This is a genomic window from Maribacter sp. X9, assembly GCF_048537565.1.
Classification (GTDB): Bacteria; Bacteroidota; Bacteroidia; order Flavobacteriales; family Flavobacteriaceae; genus Maribacter.
Genome location: NZ_CP183215.1, coordinates 4,053,918 through 4,069,975 on the forward strand (window position 1 = coordinate 4,053,918; position 16,058 = coordinate 4,069,975).

Sequence of the window (16,058 nt, forward strand, 5' to 3'; positions counted from 1 at the left end):
TTTTCTAAAAATCTCTTTTCTATGCTCACTTCTCTTTTTATTTCCTATTTCGTATTTCTAACTTTCGATCACCCTTTTTCCGCAATCCTCAAAATATCGCCAAAAACACCTCTGGCCGTGACCGCTGCTCCGGCGCCAGCACCTTGGATCACCAACGGATTTTCCCCGTAGGATTCGGTATATATTTCGATAATGGAATCGGAACCTTTTACTTGCCCTAAGGCACTTTCTTTGGGAACGGAAACCAATTTCACATCCAACTGTCCTTTTTCCTGTTGCAAATTACCGTGTAAATCGCCTACATAACGCAACACATGATTCGGTTTTTGGTTCTTTTTGATCTCACTGAACTTGGCATCCAGGACTTCTAAATGATCAAGGAAATTAGCTACGGTCCCATCTTGTAATTCTAACGGAATCAAATTATTGATCTGAATATCATCGAACTCATTGTGCAGGTCCAATTCCCGGGCCAAAATTAACAATTTACGCCCTACATCGTTCCCCGAAAGATCTTCCCGCGGGTCCGGCTCGGTAAACCCTTGCGCCATGGCATCCTTTAGAATGGAAGAAAAAGGTTGGTCCACTTCCGAGAAGGTATTGAAAATATAGCTTAAGGAACCTGAGAACACCCCTTTGATCCGGGTAATATTTTCCCCGGACAAGTGCAATAATTTAATCGTATCGATAAGCGGTAATCCTGCACCCACGTTGGTTTCGTACAAGTATTGCTTTTGGTTCTTCTGTAATTCTTCGCGCAACAATTGATAATAATCAAAGCCAAGTGTATTGGCAATTTTGTTGGAAGACACCAGGTCAAAGCCATGTTCCACCAATTCAAAATAATTGGCTACAAAATCCGTACTGGCGGTGTTATCAATGGCAATCAGGTTCTCCAAATGATGCCGTTTGGCAAACTCGAAAACATCCTGTAGCGAATAGGGTTTTCCCTTTTGCTCCAAATTCTTTTTCCAATTCTTGGTAATCCCTTTTTCGTTCAGTATTATCTTTCTCGAATTGGCAATCCCAAATACCCGTAAATCTAAGCTTTTGCGTTCCTTGATGTTTTTGGCCGATTTCAAAATCTGGTCGGTCAACGTTCCGCCAACATTTCCATGTCCAAAAATAATCACGTTTATTTTTTTACTGATGCCAAAAACCTGTCCGTGCATGACGTTCAAAGCCTTATAGAGATCGTTCTTCCTAACAACCAAACTGACGTTCTTGCCCGACACCGTATTGTTGAACAATAAAGGTACGATCTGGTTCTTAATCAGGGCATTAAAGGGCTTGTGGAAGGTGCTCAAATCCTGACCTACAATGGAAATGATGGAAACATCATCCATAACCGTGATCATATTGACATCTTGGGATTCAAAATCGGTACTGAATTCATTTTCCAACGCCAGCTTGGCCCGTTTGGCCTTGTCCTTTTTTACGACCAGACCAATGCCACGTTCCGATGAGCCTTGGGAAACAATATTCACACTGATATTACTGGCCTGTAAGGCCCTGAAAATTCGGGCATCTATCCCTACTTTCCCCAACAATCCCCTACCCTCGATATTGATCATCGCCACATCTTCAATCACGGAAAGTGATTTGATGCCCTCCTTGCTGGATTTCGCACTGATCAAGGTTCCTTCATTATCGTCGTTGTACGTATTCAAAATACGCAGCGGAATGTTCTTCTCGATAAGCGGTATTATGGTCTTGGCGTGCAAAATGGTCGCCCCAAAATTGGCCAGCTCATTAGCTTCGGCATAGGAGAGGTTGGATAGACGTTTTGCTTCGGGCACATAATCAGGGTTGGCGGTGTAAATACCGTCTACATGGGTATAGTTCTGTAACTCATCGGCATCCAGGAAATTGGCCAATAAGGCAGCGGAGTAGTTACTCCCGTTTCTACCCAAGGTCGTGGTTTCACCCTCTAAGGTTGAGGCAATAAATCCAGTCACCACGGCCACCGTATCTTCGGGAATTTCAGCAAACTTCAATAAAACCCGTTCCTTGGATTCCGCCTCCAGTACTTTGGCATCCCCAAAGGTCGTATCGGTTTTAATGACTTCCCGGGTATCGACCAATTTGGCCTTTATGCCTTTTCCAATCAGCAACTTGGTCACCAATTTGGCGGAAATCAATTCCCCATAAGCCAAGACCTCATCCTTGATTTTGGCACTGTAATCGCCCAATAAGGAAACCCCTTCGTACAATTTGGCCAAACCTTTAAACTCTGCCGATAGGTTTACATTGGAATAGGTATGCTTTTGATATTTTTCGAGCGCTTCAAAGTCCGACTTGTATTCCTTTCCCTTGGCCGCCTTTTCCAATATGGCCTCCAATTGGTCCGTTGCCTTTTCCCTAGCGGATAGGACAATGGCAATATTCTCACCACTATTCACCTTTTTGGTCACGATATCCAGCACCCGCTCCAAACCTTCACCATTACTCAAGGATTTACCCCCGAATTTCAAGATCTTGATTTTCTTGATATTGCCGTTAGTATTAAAAATACCGGTCAAGAGCTTTTCCATTTGGTCAAACTCAATCAAAAAGGCATCGTGCCCATGAAGGGATTGCACCTCACCATAGGTAACATTGCTTTTGGCCTGTGCCAACTGCTTAAACGTATCCTTGTTTTCCTGGGCAGTAAAGAACATATCAGAATCAACCCCAATGATATGGATGTTGGTATCGCTGTTTTGCAGATTGATGAAGTTCGCCTCTCCGTTACGTGTCACATCGATGGTCTTCAACAGTTGGTTCATCAGTTTATAGGCCGATAATTGAAAACGTTCCTGCAGCTTGTCGCCATGGTGCATTAACCAGCTCTCGACATTGAATACCTTCAACTCCTCATTGGTACTACGCTTAAAACGCTCCTTGAACGATGCGGGGGTGCGGTAGCATAACATGGCGTGCATACGGGCATCATGCACAGGTTGCTTGGAATTCACCAAAAACTGCTCCTGAATCTGACAGTTGGCAATGAGCCAATCCGTCGATTTCCAATCGGATGCCACGGGTATCAGGTGTTCGGTCAGGTTCGGTTTTAAGGCCGCCATTTCCCAAGCGATACCACCACCCAAAGATCCCCCGATGATGGCGAACAAACGCTGGATGTTCAGGTGCTCCAATCCCAACAAAAACAATCGGGCCACATCACCAGCTACAAAATCCTTGTAGTTTTCAATGACAAATTTGTCATGACCGTTACCCGGAATATTGAAGGCCAAAATAGTATACTTTCGGATGTCGATACACTTTTCATCCCCGATAAGGGCGGACCACCATCCATTTTCTCCGGTTACGTTCGAATTCCCCGTCAAGGCATGGTTCACCAGAATAATGGGCGCCGTGTGCAATTCCTTCCCAAAAAGTTGGTAGGACAATTGAATGTCTTGGGTAGCCCCACTTAGGGTCTGGTAGGCTTTTAACTGTATGTTATGTAGCATCTATTTTAAAATCATTTTGTGGCTTTGGCTCCGCTCAGCCACCTGTGTAAATACGTTTTCCATGAACCGGACACCGAGCGAAGCCGAAGTGAGCGATCCTAATCTTTTCGGTTTTACTTAAAGACTGTCAAAAGCCTGTTGTAAATCCGCTTTTAAATCTTCGATATCTTCCAGACCTACGGAGAGTCGTATCAAATCCTGACCTACACCAGCCCCTTCCTGTTGCTCCGCTGTCAACTGTTGGTGAGTGGTACTTGCCGGGTGAATGATCAAGGATTTGGTATCCCCGATATTTGCCAATAGGGAAAATATCTTGGTGGCATCCGTTAGTTTCTTGGCGGCCTCAAAACCTCCTTTTACACCAAAAGTCACCAATCCGCTTTGTCCTTTTGGCAAATATTCCTGTGCCAAATCGTAGTATTTGTTACTCTTTAATCCTGGGTAATTTACCCAAGACACTTCTTCCCTACTCTCTAACCAGGTAGCCAATTCCAATGCGTTGGCGCTATGTTGTTTGATACGTACAGGAAGGGTTTCCAAACCTTGGATAATTTGAAAGGCGTTGAACGGACTCAAAGCCCCCCCGTAGTCGCGTAATCCTTCCAATATCAATTTAAAGGTAAATGCCGCCGCACCCAACGCTTCGCTATAGACCAAACCGTGGTAACCCGCAGATGGCTCGGTAAATTCAGGGAATTTTCCGTTTGTCCAATCAAAGGTTCCAGCATCAATAATAGCACCTCCTAAAGACGTTCCTTGTCCGCCAATATATTTGGTTAAGGAATGAATGACCAAATTGGCACCGTGTTCAATGGGATTCAACAATGCCGGGGTTGCAACCGTGTTGTCCACGATGAAAGGAATCTGCGCCGCTTTCGCTTCTTTGGCAATCGCTTTTAAATCCAACACATCCAATTTTGGATTTCCTAAAGATTCCACAAAAATGGCTCTGGTATTGTCTTGTACCGCTTTTCCGAAATTCTCCGGATGGGAAGCATCCACAAACGTTGTGGTAATGCCCAATCGTGGTAAGGTCACGTTCAACAAATTAAAGGTCCCTCCATATAAACTGCTGGAGGCCACGATATGATCCCCAGCTTTTAACAAGGTCAATAATCCCGTAGAAATGGCTGCTGTTCCCGATGCGAATACTACTGCTCCAACGCCACCTTCCACCGCGGCCAGACGGTCCTGTAAAATTTGGTTGGTCGGGTTGTTCAAACGGGTATAGATAAACCCTAGCTCGCCCAATGAAAATAGGTTTGCGGCATGGTCCGTATCCCTAAAAACATAGGAAGTCGTTTGATAGATGGGTACTGCTCGGGTGCCTCCGTTTAGGGTGGTGTCATGCCCAGCGTGTAATGCGTTCGTTGCTAATTTTTGATCACTCATGATTTTGTTTTTTAAAAGTTACTCCTTCGCTAACTCAGGATACAAATAATTAAAAAAGCCAAACCCTTACCAGCCATAAAGTGCAGGTGGGTAAAATCAAAAAGCTATAAGAAAGTGAGATCGAAGAAAAATCGATAACGGTTATCCTTCCCCAAGGGGTAGAATGTAGCACCTTCTTTGTACGGGACAAAGGGTTGCTAAGGTTTCAAAGGGTCTAATCCCTCCACCTTTCTTGATAACTATTCAATATGTGTTTGAACTTTAGGCAGCAAATATAAGGGTAGACGAATTTAAAAACCTAATGATTTAAGAAATATTATACATGACCCTTTTAAATCGACTATTTTAGGGTTCTATTCAAACGTAAAAAAAATCTCATTTCTAGATGGCAAACCCTATTAATCTCAATTGAACGATGACTTATTCCTGTACCGCAAGGGCTACTTCAAAAAATGATGCTTCCCTAACTATAAAAAAATCTGAAATCCGATTTGGAACCACCGCGGATACTGCGGAAACCTTACCCAATCCAGCCGAATTGTTTTTAGGTTCCTTGGCTGCATGTATCCTTAAAAATGTGGAACGTTTTTCCGAATTGATGAATTTCGAATACCGTACCGCGGAGCTGCACATCACCGCTACCCGACTTGAAAAACCTCCCCGAATGGATGATTTCCGCTACACGTTAAAAATTCATACCCCTGAAAACCAACTGAATACAGTACTGCTCCAAAAGAATATTGAAAAGTTTGGTACCATTTTTAATACGGTTAAAATATCAGCTACGATATCTGGGGAATTAAAACTAGTGACAGATCAATAATAATCATGGTTTATCGTTTTGATTTTGCTGTTCTGGTCAAAACCTTCTGTAGTTTTAGAAGCTTTGAAACCCAAAAGGTTCTCGATACACTACATTTTCAATGAAAAATTGAAAACAAAGCACTCGAACTGACCTTAGGTTTTAGGTCTTAACCCAAAATAATGTGAAGTATCACTTCGAGTGGATTTTGTGACTTTTTTGAGAGCAAAAGCTGTATCGAGAAGCAAACGGGTTCCAAGGATTCTCGATACAAAACCTCTTTCAGGGTTTCACTCGAACTGACATTACGTTTTGATTCTTATACCAAATTAATTTCTAGTGTCACTTCGAGTGTTTTCATTGAAGCGAGAACGGCAAAGAAAATGCCAATCCTGAGCGTAGTCGAAAGGTATCGAGAAGCGGTTAGTTCGTTTTACCCTCCTGTTTCGACGGCAATGATTTCTTGTCCTTCCTTGCCCAAATATTGGGACAGAATCGGTTCATACACCTTATAACCGTCATCCACATTGGTAAAAATCAACAAACCTTTTTTGGTTTTAGGGAATAGAAATACAATGGTTTGCACGCCTTTATCCGCCCCGCCGTGGGAAATGGCATACTCCCCATTTTTAAAATCATACCTTTCGAATCCGAGTCCGAAATGTTTTCCATTTGTAGTCGCGACCTGATGCGTCACCATGTCCTTAAAAACGCTTTTAGAGAGTCCGTCCCCATTCATCACACTCACTAAAAAATTACCATAGTCTTCTACGGTCGTTAAAAGGTCGTCTGCGGCATTCGGGCTTTTCCGTTTGACCGTTTCGTAACGATTTCCATCTTTGTCATGATTCAATGCATACCTTGCACCGTATTTTGCTTCATCCCAAATAAATTGGGTATCGGTCATGTGTAACGGCATAAAAATGAGTTCGCTGGCCAATTGATCCAAAGGTTTTTTAAATTTTGCTTCCAAAGCCTTCCGCAAATACTCAAAACCTTCCCCGGAATATTGATACTTGGTACCGGGAGTAAATTCAAAATGCAACTTGCCATCGTTGTTGTTTCCCCGCCAATTGGGGAATCCCGATTGGTGACTGAGAATATGCCTCGTAGTCAAAATTTTAATGTTGGCGTCATGAGCGACATCTGGATCTGTCCAATACTTCTCAAGGGGTTCGTCCAAATTCCATTGACCTGAACTTACCAATTTCAGCGTTACCATGGCGGTGACCGGTTTGGTTAAGGAGGCCACATTAAATACCGTATTGTAGGGTGCGGCTTTGCCATTACCTAGTTCCCCAAATACTTTAATCTCTTGTAACTTTCCGTTTTCAATGATTCCCAATCCCAAGGTTGGTATCTTGTTCGCTTTCAACCATTGTTTTAGCGTGCAATCTTTTTCAAAAAATGCAGGTTTCGCTTCCGGTTCTTGATAGACTCCGTGGTCAAAACTGAAGGACGTTCTCAATTTCCAATCGCCGTTTTCCAAAATCCACATATGGGAAAACTTGGCAATTCCTGGTTCATTTTCACCCCCTTCATAAAACAGATGCTCACCATTTTGAACGGCCCCATATAAGGTTCCATTTTTATACATCGGGAAAATTTCTGTTTTGTCATCAACCAAAATTCTTTTTACCTGACGGATTTCTGGATTTGCACATAATCCATTCTTCAAATCGTTTAAAAATTTTGCCCGGTCAGAAATTCCGTCCTTGTCATGAAAGAATTGTAAATCGGTACTCAATAAATTCTCGAACTGGGAAATATCACAGGTATTAAAACCCACCTGAAACAGTAAGCTGTCTTTGGAAAGAATCGTTTTGTACAGTTCTGAATTCGTAGCTTCCTGTGCCGTATTGTTTGAAATGAACAGGATTGCAATTAGAAAAGGTAGGATGATTTTTTTGATCATGATGAATTTAAATTTGTTCGATTATTGCGTGGCGCAAAGTTTGAAAAATTCTATTTTCACCCGTGAAAAAGGACCCGACAATAACCTGACAAAAGCCCGACAGGAATTATAAGATACTGAAATTCAATTTGTACCGAAGCTGCTGTTTTCTATCCAGTTCCATCGTGTTCCTAAGAATAAGGTACACATTGGAAAGGACAATTGTAATCATGATCACCATGGTGAACTGATTCCCTACCTTCAATAAAATACCCACTAGAAAGACAATGGGCGACAAAATGGTCCACATGATCTGTAGGGATACAATCTGTTTGGTCAAGGGGCTTTTGAGTTTTAAGGTGTACATCAAAATGAGGGGTACTAGAATGTTCAAAAGAGGCAGTACCACAAAAGGTAAGGAAGAAAGGTTCAGGAGTTTTATCTTGGAGAAGTCGGGCCTTTCGGCATCATCACCTACCATTTCTTGGGCAACTTCCTCTTCCTTCTTATGCTCCGTGTCCAATTTTTTACCCAACAACTCCTGTTCCTCCACACCCAAGGTTTCCGCCAATACCCGAAGCGTATATCCTTTTGGGGCCTGACCCGATTCTATGCGCTGAATGGTCCGAACCGAAATCCCAGATTTTTGGGATAGTTCCTCTTGGGTATAATTTTGTAGTTCCCTTAAGTTTTTGAGTTTGGACATGGAATTTATAGATTAAGGATAAAATTTACATTCACCTTACCTCAGGGACAAAAGTCGTCAATTTTGAAATTGAAAATGGTATGTGGCCCTTATTTTCTGTTTTTATACAAGTCGATTGCTTTTAGATACTTTATGCCACCGCCCTTGGTTTGGTCGTTTATAAAATCATTCAGGTCAGGGTGATTTGCATTCATCCAACTTAAAAATTCATCCCTGTTTTTCACAAAAATTGAATCGTTAAAAACGGGGTATTCTATTTTATCCACTTTGATGATTTTATTCTTGTCGAAATGAAGCACCTCTTTAGAAACAATAGGAACTTCATGAAGGAACAAAATTCTTTTATCCATTTTCGAAATCGTTGCTTTTACGATTTCGCCCTCCTGCTCCATCTCCAGGATTTTGTAGGTGGGGTCAAATACAGAATCCCATTGCAACCAAGTAACATATCCCTTTGCGGAAAAAGTTTCCTGATAATCGTATTCACTTTCCCTTATTACAATACTATCTTTCAATAACGTTGGTATCAAAGAAGTATCAGAATTATCAAGAACTTGGTAGTATTGCTTTGCAATTTCAAGTTTATCCATTTCTTTTTCAGAAGTCTTGCAGGATAAAAATCCAATCAACAGAAACAAGGCTAGGGCTAAGACTTTATTCATTTGTAATTCGATTTATAGAATGTACCATAACGTACAAGAATTGGAACTAATCACATAACGCTTTTCCGTCAAGTCATAAAAAGTTGAAACATGCTAGAAACATTATATTCAACGCTACATCGACTTTAATTCCTATACATTATTGATTCTTGATTATTTTAGTCTATTCACAATAATTTTTTCCCATTGATTTATCTCTCCTAACGGTTCAATTATTTCAGTATTATCAATATTTAAAATTAAATTCAATTGAAATTTACCGACATGAGCTACTATAATAACATCTATATATCTTTTAGATTCTTTACCAAAATTTAATAGGTTGGATGAGCGAAAAGAAGAAACATTGATTTTAAATTCATATTGGTTTTCTAATGAAGAAATAGTTTTCCAATTAAATTCATTTGCAAGTTTTTCAATTTCGCGATTTAATTCATTTTTATTCAATGGAGTATGAAAAGTGTCCAGTTTTAGGTCCTTATTTTTTTTCCAAATAATTAAAAATGAAATTAAAATTAAAATGAAGCTAATTTTATGAGAGACTTCAAATCCGTTAGTAAACTTTTGATTTGATAATTCACTTACTAGATAAATGAAAGGAATAGTAAAAACTACCAGTGAAATCTTATGGTAATGTACTTTTTCAACGAGACTTAATTCTCTTTTGTTTTTTTCGAAGTTTAATTTCATTTTTCGATTCATTCAACCACTAAAAACCAATGCTTTGTTTTTACTCTTTTTAATTTTTTAGTTGATATTAAATCGAAACATGTGACAAATTTACAAATACACGACAGCATTTGGGAAAAACATTGATTACTCTATTTGCAATATATTTTGTTTTATGTAAACTTTTTTATTGGCGTACTATAATTAACTCTTCTTTAAATAACTTTCTATATTCTTCTCATAATCCTGTATCTTAAAACTACTTGAACCACTGCACATACTTGTTTTAAGATTACCTTCAGAGTCAAGATATGCGAGAATTAGAAAAGTCTGACCAACTTTAAAAGATATATCACACGTGCTCCAGTCTTGGTGTATTAAAATTTTATTTTCTTCAAAATGTCTCTTTTTCTTTCCTTTATTTATCTTTATTACTTTAAACATAGGAAAACTACCCCCAAATTTTAAAAACGAGTCATTCATAGAATATAAAGTGTCTTCCCAACCTTCAATTGATTTATCCATGATATCAATCACTTCACCATAGAATACAACATCGGCTTTCTTGTAATTTTTTCTTACGTCGATAAAACTACATTCACATGCTAACATTGTAGATCCATAAAATATCGCAAGTATTAATACAATGTCTCTCATATACTCTAATTTATGTATTTTCTGGCTGCCAACAATTGTATTTAATTATTAACTATATCCTACTTAGATATTCGATTCCTCAAAATCCAAAACTCAACTCTAAGTTCAGTAGATATTGAGCTGATTTAAGTTTTAAAGCTTTCCATTTTCCCGATACAACTCGATAAATCGCTGATCTTGCTCTGGGGAATCTTTATAATAGGTGCGTAAGTCTTTGAGTTGCCGTGTTAATTCCTCCACTATCGTAGCATACGCGGGGTCATTGTACACATTGTTCATTTCATTGGGGTCCTTTAGTCGGTCGTACAATTCCCATTCATCGACATCATAATAGAAATGCACCAACTTATATTCCTTGTTCACCAAGCCATAATGACGTTTGACCATATGTACCGCTGGATATTCATAGTACTGGTAATACACGGCATCCCTGGTCCAATCTCCTTTTTCCTCTTTCAACAAAGGAAGTAAGCTCTCGCCTTGCATATCGGCCGGAGGATCAATTCCTGCGGCTTCCAGCATGGTTTGGGCATAATCCAAATTCTGGACCATTTCATTTTCCACGCTTCCAGGTTTTACGACCCCCGGCCAGCGCACCAACAAAGGGGTTTTAAAGGATTCATCATAAATAAACCGTTTATCGAACCAACCGTGTTCCCCCAAATAAAAGCCTTGATCCGAGGTATAGATGACAATGGTATTTTCGGCCAATCCGCTTTCCTCCAAATAGTCCAATAACCGGCCCACATTATCATCTACCGAAGATATGCTGCCCAAATAATCCTGCATGTACCGCTGGTACTTCCATTTCATTTTTTCGGTATCGGTCATTTTTGGCCAATTTTCATAGAAAAAGTCGTTGATAGAATCCAGCACGGGGTCATATTCCGCTTTCTGTTCTGGGGTGGCCCTATTGTACGGACCGTAAAAGCTGTTAGGGAACTCTTCAATTTCGGGCTGCACCTTGCCTTCCATTTTCGCCAAGGTCTCTGGTCTAATTTTACTATCGTGACTGTACATCATATGCTGAAATATATTCATCTCAGCAGTTTTGGCCGCAGTACCCCTGTTTTGATAATCATCGAAAAGGGTCTCTGGCTCCGGGAAGGTTTTCTTGGTAAATTCCTTGAACTTATCTGCCCGGGGCCACCATGGACGATGGGGTGCTTTATGCAAGTACATCATCATAAAGGGTTCATCGGCTGCCGCTTCCTTCTTTAGCCAATCCAAAGATACATCGGTAATAATATCGGTCACATAGCCCTGTTTGGTAATGGTATCGCCATTGGTTACGATAAAATTGGGATTAATATAATTGCCCTGCCCCGGTAAGATCATAAATTCATCTACCCCTTTTGGATTGTTTCCAAAATGGAGCTTGCCGAACATGGCTGTTTTGTACCCGTTTTCTTGAAAAATCTGGGGGAAGGTTACCTGTGTGGTATCAAATGGAAAATGATTGTCTATTTTTCCATTGATATGGGTATGTTTTCCGGTAAGAATGGTGGCCCGTGAAGGTGCACAAATAGAATTGGTGACGCTGGCATTGGTAAACAACATACCCTCCTTAGCTATACGGTCTATATTAGGGGTCTGTATGAGTTTGCTCCCATAAGCACTTATCGCCTGATAAGCATGATCATCGGACATGATGAAAATGATATTAGGTCGTTTGGTCTTCTTTTCTTGGGTTTGGCTTTTAAGCGGTGCAAGAAATAAAAGCAGTGCTAGGATATGTGATATGTACTTCATTCTGTGGTGAGTTGAGTTGTACTAAAAGTAAGGAAATTATACTTTTCATAAATCAACGCATTTGATAATCATCTTTAGGTTTCTTAATTCCGGAGATGACAAAGGAAATTAACCTGTTGTAAAATTTCTTAACGTGATTGGCTATCATTACGTTGCGGGAAAATCCGCAAGAATCTTCCCTATGAAACTGAAAGATATATAACAAGCTGGAATTTCCTTTAGAAAATACGGCCGCCATGAAATATACCCGTTACTGGCAACTGGCTTATTCCATTTTCATTTTTTATCGATTAACAACGACATATGTTCAATAGCGAATTTTAAAACATCCACGTTTTTATCAACATATACATCTGGAGCCATACCATAAGGGTCTATGGGATTTTCAGCGACATCCCTGGCTCTTACAGAGGAAGGATAACGAAGTTCAAAACAGTTTATCGTTTTTGTAAGTACATTGAACCCATCGATTATACCAGCTGTATTCTGTCCATAGAGAATTACCTTTTCGCTTTGCCTTGTCCTATAGACAAAAGTTTCTCCTGAGCTAATGGTTTTTTCATTCATTAGAACTGCTACTTTTTGATGTGGAGCAAAAAGTGTATCGGGAATTGAAGTACTGGCATATTCATCTCCATCTGGCCAGAATAATGATCCTTCTAAAGAGGAGAGGTAATCATATTCTTCTTTGCTCTCGTCATCCAGTTCTTCAGGCTTTCTGCCATCCAGAAAAATATCAATATTGCCTTTCGAGATCCAGAGGCCGTAATTTGGTGTTTGAATAGGGCCAGACAATATATAAGGAAAAAGGGGCTTATAAACCACATCGTTCCCTCCATTGTTATCTCTTACGTCAACGATAAAAAAATCTGCATTAACCAATTCTTGATGATGTGACCTTAGAAGGCTGTCTACAAAAGCGGGTTCTTTTTCATAGAAATTAGGGAAACGGATGTATGGTATTTTTCCATCTATCATTCTTACATGGAAATCGCTATAAAGTTCTGTTTCCTGCGAATTTATGGTCGTATTAGGATTTGAAGGCCAAACTTTTACCCAAGTATTATAATCAACAAATTCTAAATTTTCAGGGTTTTGAAACTTGGCTTTCAATTTCTTTTCACTATTATCGTCCATATAGTAAACCACCTCATAATCATTACCATAAATCTGACGGAGCTCGAATTTTACATCTCCCGGCTTCCAAACATTATTCTTACTGTTTAATATGACGCCAATAAATTCGCTTTGAGGCGCATCTTTTTTTGGCATAATACCCACTTCGTAAGCACCATATTTCCATATGCCTAAAAGATCATTTTTCTTATTTTGTTTCTTTTTCCTTATTCTGTTTATTTCTTTGAGAAAAGTGCTTTTATCAATTGCAATACTTTTGCGGTTTTCTATAATAGCACTACTGCCGATGAAACTTATGTTATTATGGCCATCTCTAAAGAACTGGAGCCATTGTTTAAGTACTGGAAGGCATTCTTTTATTTCTGAAACATTACCGGCTTTTTTCTTAAAAACTTCTTTATTGGCAGCATAAAGTTTTCTATTAGCCTCATTGACCTTAATGTTAAATAAGGCATAATCATTTTCATAAACTTGAACTACCTGCTCAAAGGTTTCTGCACAAGTACAATCTTGAGCTCTTAAGGATAAGGTTATCAATACTAAAACAGTGAACATGAGTAATGGTTTAGAAATTGTTTTCATTGAAAGCTTTTGTGTTGTTTAATTGTACTTCTTATATAAAATTAATGTGAACGTATGCTTATCTTGTTGCCGACGAAAGGATATAAACACTAGTGTATATTTAACTTTATGTACTATTCCAATACCGTAAATTCAATACTCGAATCGGTAAACACCGTATGGGTTTGGGTTTGAAAGTCGGACTCCTCTGCTTCAAAGATATTTTCCACATAGGTTTGCGGATTTAAATCGATTAGCGGAAACCAGGTACTTTGTACCTGCACCTGTAATTTGTGTCCCTTTTTAATGGTATGGAACACGTCCTGAAGTTTTATGGTGACCTCCGTCTTTTGGTTGGGTACAAAGGGTTCAGGGTTGGCAAAGCTATTTCTAAAACGACCGCGCATGACTTCACTCCGCACCATCAAGTGGTAATTGCTCATTTTCAAATGATCCTGCATGCCTTCGTATGCCGGTTCGTCGGCCGGGTGTACATCAATTACCTTTACGATCCAATCGGCTGCCGTTCCGGTAGTAGCCACTTTTAACTTGGCAAGAATATCTCCGGCCAGGGTCAAGTCTTCCTGCATCACGTCAGTTTCAAAAACCAGTACATCACTACGGCGAGCGGCAAAACGCTGGTCATCGGTCATGTATTTCCGTGGCGTAAACACGGTCTTGATATCCTCGGAATACGGAACCGGTTTTTTAATGTCACTAATGAATTGAATCCCTTCTACGGATTTGGGTTCAGCCGTTAGCTCCTGATCGGGAGATAGGAACATATCCTTTTTTACGACACCATTTGGTGGCCATGCATCATAGGTCTTCCATTCCTTTTTACCGGAATCAAAGACATAGGCTTCCGGCAAGCCGCTATTCTTATTGCCATTTCCCTTTAAGAAATGATTGAAGAACTTGGTTTCGATATTCTCCTGAAAAAATTCAGAGATGGAATCCCCAAAATAGTAGTTCCCCACTATATTCTGGCCTTTGCTACGGGCCCACCCGCCGTGGTCCCAAGGGCCGAAAACTAAAGTGTTGTAATTTTCCTTGTTGTATTGCTCAATGGTTTTATAGGTTTCCAAGGGACCGTATAGATCCTCGGCATCGAACTCCCCGGCAACGACCATGGTGGCCACCGTCGGTTTTACGTCCTTCAAATGCTGGATCAATCCCCTACTCTGCCAAAGTGCATCATAATTGGGATGTTCCTTGAGCTCGTTCCAGAAATAATCATCGGTTACACCTTCCTCGGCCATTCGGGGCGTATCCGCTGTTTCGTATTCGAAGAAACGGTCTAAATTTTTCAATGGTCCTTCATCCAAAAAGAACTGGTACTGGTCTTCGGTAGGTAATTCCGGCAATTGGTACCAAGCCGTATCCACGGGCTGGTCGTTGTTGGGCCGTGGGGTTCCAAATAAGGAAGTCGCCCTAAAATAACTCAACAAATAGGCACCGTTATGGTGAAAATCGTCAAAAAAGAAATCGGCGATACTCGCTTGGGGCGATGCCGCCTTTAAAGCGGGATGCGCATCTACCGTGGCATAGGTGGAATAAAACCCGGGATAGGAAATTCCCCAAATACCTACATTCCCGTTGTTATTTTCCACATTATGGACCAGCCAATCGATGGTATCATAGGTATCGGAGCTTTCATCGATATCCTTGTTCGATGTTTTATTGGGAATATAGGCGCGCATATTTTCATAATGGCCCTCGCTCAACCAACGGCCACGCACATCTTGGTAGACGACGATATATCCGTCTTTCATCATATGTACGTTGGGTGCAATCCGGTTTTTGAAATTTCCTTCCCCATAAGGTTGCGAACTATAGGGTGTACGTTGCATGATGACCGGATACTTTTTTGAGGTATCCTTAGGCGAATAAATGGTTGTATGTAGGGTGATTCCATCACGCATAGGGATATCGACTTCCTTTTTGGTATAATGATCCTGAACATAGGTTTCCGATACTTCGGCACCCTCTACCACTTTTGTTTTCTTACAGGAAGTACATAAGGTCACCGCTACAAGGAGGGTGGATAGGAATTTGGTCATCAACTTTGGCATGGCTATAAAATTTAAGTCTTAAAGCTAATGAAAAACATCTTTGCGCAGCGACACGATGCAAGAAACTGTTGGACTAGCGTTGCAGATTTGCAGATGGTTTAACCCGATAAGTCTCTGGTTAACGAGTATTCATAAAAAAAGCGACTCGTAGGTGAGTCGCTTTTTAGATTTGGGGGAATTTGTGGTTAAAACATAAAAAGTCTTTTGGTCAACATAAAAATTCCGGTGAGAACAGAATTTCGGTACACTTGAACTTCTTGTTTTTGATTAAGCAGGCTTTTCATTGGGCTGAATTT

11 protein-coding genes and 1 riboswitch are annotated in these 16,058 nt (G+C 40.3%); of the genes, 1 reads left to right on the plus strand and 10 read right to left on the minus strand.

Annotation, left to right across the window (positions count from 1 at the left end; all coding sequences use genetic code 11):
• Positions 1–68 precede the first annotated feature (68 nt).
• Positions 69–3,455, minus strand: a complete 3,387-nt coding sequence (gene thrA / locus ACNR9Q_RS17320) for a bifunctional aspartate kinase/homoserine dehydrogenase I (protein WP_419212476.1) — start codon at positions 3,453–3,455, stop codon at positions 69–71.
• 117 nt (positions 3,456–3,572) lie between these two features.
• The gene (locus ACNR9Q_RS17325) at positions 3,573–4,847 is read right to left on the minus strand and encodes an O-acetylhomoserine aminocarboxypropyltransferase/cysteine synthase family protein (RefSeq protein WP_419212477.1); all 1,275 of its coding nucleotides are present in this window, start codon (positions 4,845–4,847) and stop codon (positions 3,573–3,575) included.
• Positions 4,848–4,985: 138 nt separating this feature from the next.
• Positions 4,986–5,089: riboswitch (SAM riboswitch) on the minus strand.
• A gap of 173 nt (positions 5,090–5,262) precedes the next feature.
• Here ACNR9Q_RS17325 and ACNR9Q_RS17330 point away from each other — a divergent pair.
• Entirely contained in the window at positions 5,263–5,670 is a 408-nt protein-coding gene (locus ACNR9Q_RS17330; RefSeq protein ID WP_419212478.1) for an OsmC family protein, read from the plus strand.
• A gap of 412 nt (positions 5,671–6,082) precedes the next feature.
• Here ACNR9Q_RS17330 and ACNR9Q_RS17335 read toward each other — a convergent pair whose 3' ends face one another.
• From ACNR9Q_RS17335 to ACNR9Q_RS17370, 8 genes are all read right to left on the minus strand, one after another.
• A complete protein-coding gene (locus ACNR9Q_RS17335) occupies positions 6,083–7,564 on the minus strand; it encodes a serine hydrolase (protein ID WP_419212479.1) in 1,482 nt (493 codons plus the stop codon).
• 106 nt (positions 7,565–7,670) lie between these two features.
• Complete coding sequence (locus ACNR9Q_RS17340; RefSeq protein ID WP_419212480.1) at positions 7,671–8,249, minus strand: helix-turn-helix domain-containing protein; 579 nt, start codon at positions 8,247–8,249, stop codon at positions 7,671–7,673.
• A gap of 89 nt (positions 8,250–8,338) precedes the next feature.
• Positions 8,339–8,911: a hypothetical protein gene (locus ACNR9Q_RS17345; RefSeq protein ID WP_419212481.1), complete on the minus strand. Its 573-nt coding sequence runs from the start codon at positions 8,909–8,911 to the stop codon at positions 8,339–8,341.
• Positions 8,912–9,064: 153 nt separating this feature from the next.
• On the minus strand, positions 9,065–9,601 hold the full coding sequence (locus ACNR9Q_RS17350) for a hypothetical protein (protein ID WP_419212482.1): 537 nt from the start codon (positions 9,599–9,601) through the stop codon (positions 9,065–9,067).
• A 183-nt stretch (positions 9,602–9,784) separates the two neighbouring features.
• Positions 9,785–10,237, minus strand: a complete 453-nt coding sequence (locus ACNR9Q_RS17355; protein ID WP_419212483.1) for a hypothetical protein — start codon at positions 10,235–10,237, stop codon at positions 9,785–9,787.
• Between the two features lie 132 nt (positions 10,238–10,369).
• The gene (locus ACNR9Q_RS17360; protein ID WP_419212484.1) at positions 10,370–11,989 is read right to left on the minus strand and encodes a sulfatase; all 1,620 of its coding nucleotides are present in this window, start codon (positions 11,987–11,989) and stop codon (positions 10,370–10,372) included.
• A 276-nt stretch (positions 11,990–12,265) separates the two neighbouring features.
• On the minus strand, positions 12,266–13,681 hold the full coding sequence (locus ACNR9Q_RS17365; RefSeq protein WP_419212485.1) for a S41 family peptidase: 1,416 nt from the start codon (positions 13,679–13,681) through the stop codon (positions 12,266–12,268).
• Positions 13,682–13,821: 140 nt separating this feature from the next.
• A complete protein-coding gene (locus ACNR9Q_RS17370; RefSeq protein WP_419212486.1) occupies positions 13,822–15,762 on the minus strand; it encodes a CocE/NonD family hydrolase in 1,941 nt (646 codons plus the stop codon).
• Between the last annotated feature and the right edge of the window lie 296 nt (positions 15,763–16,058).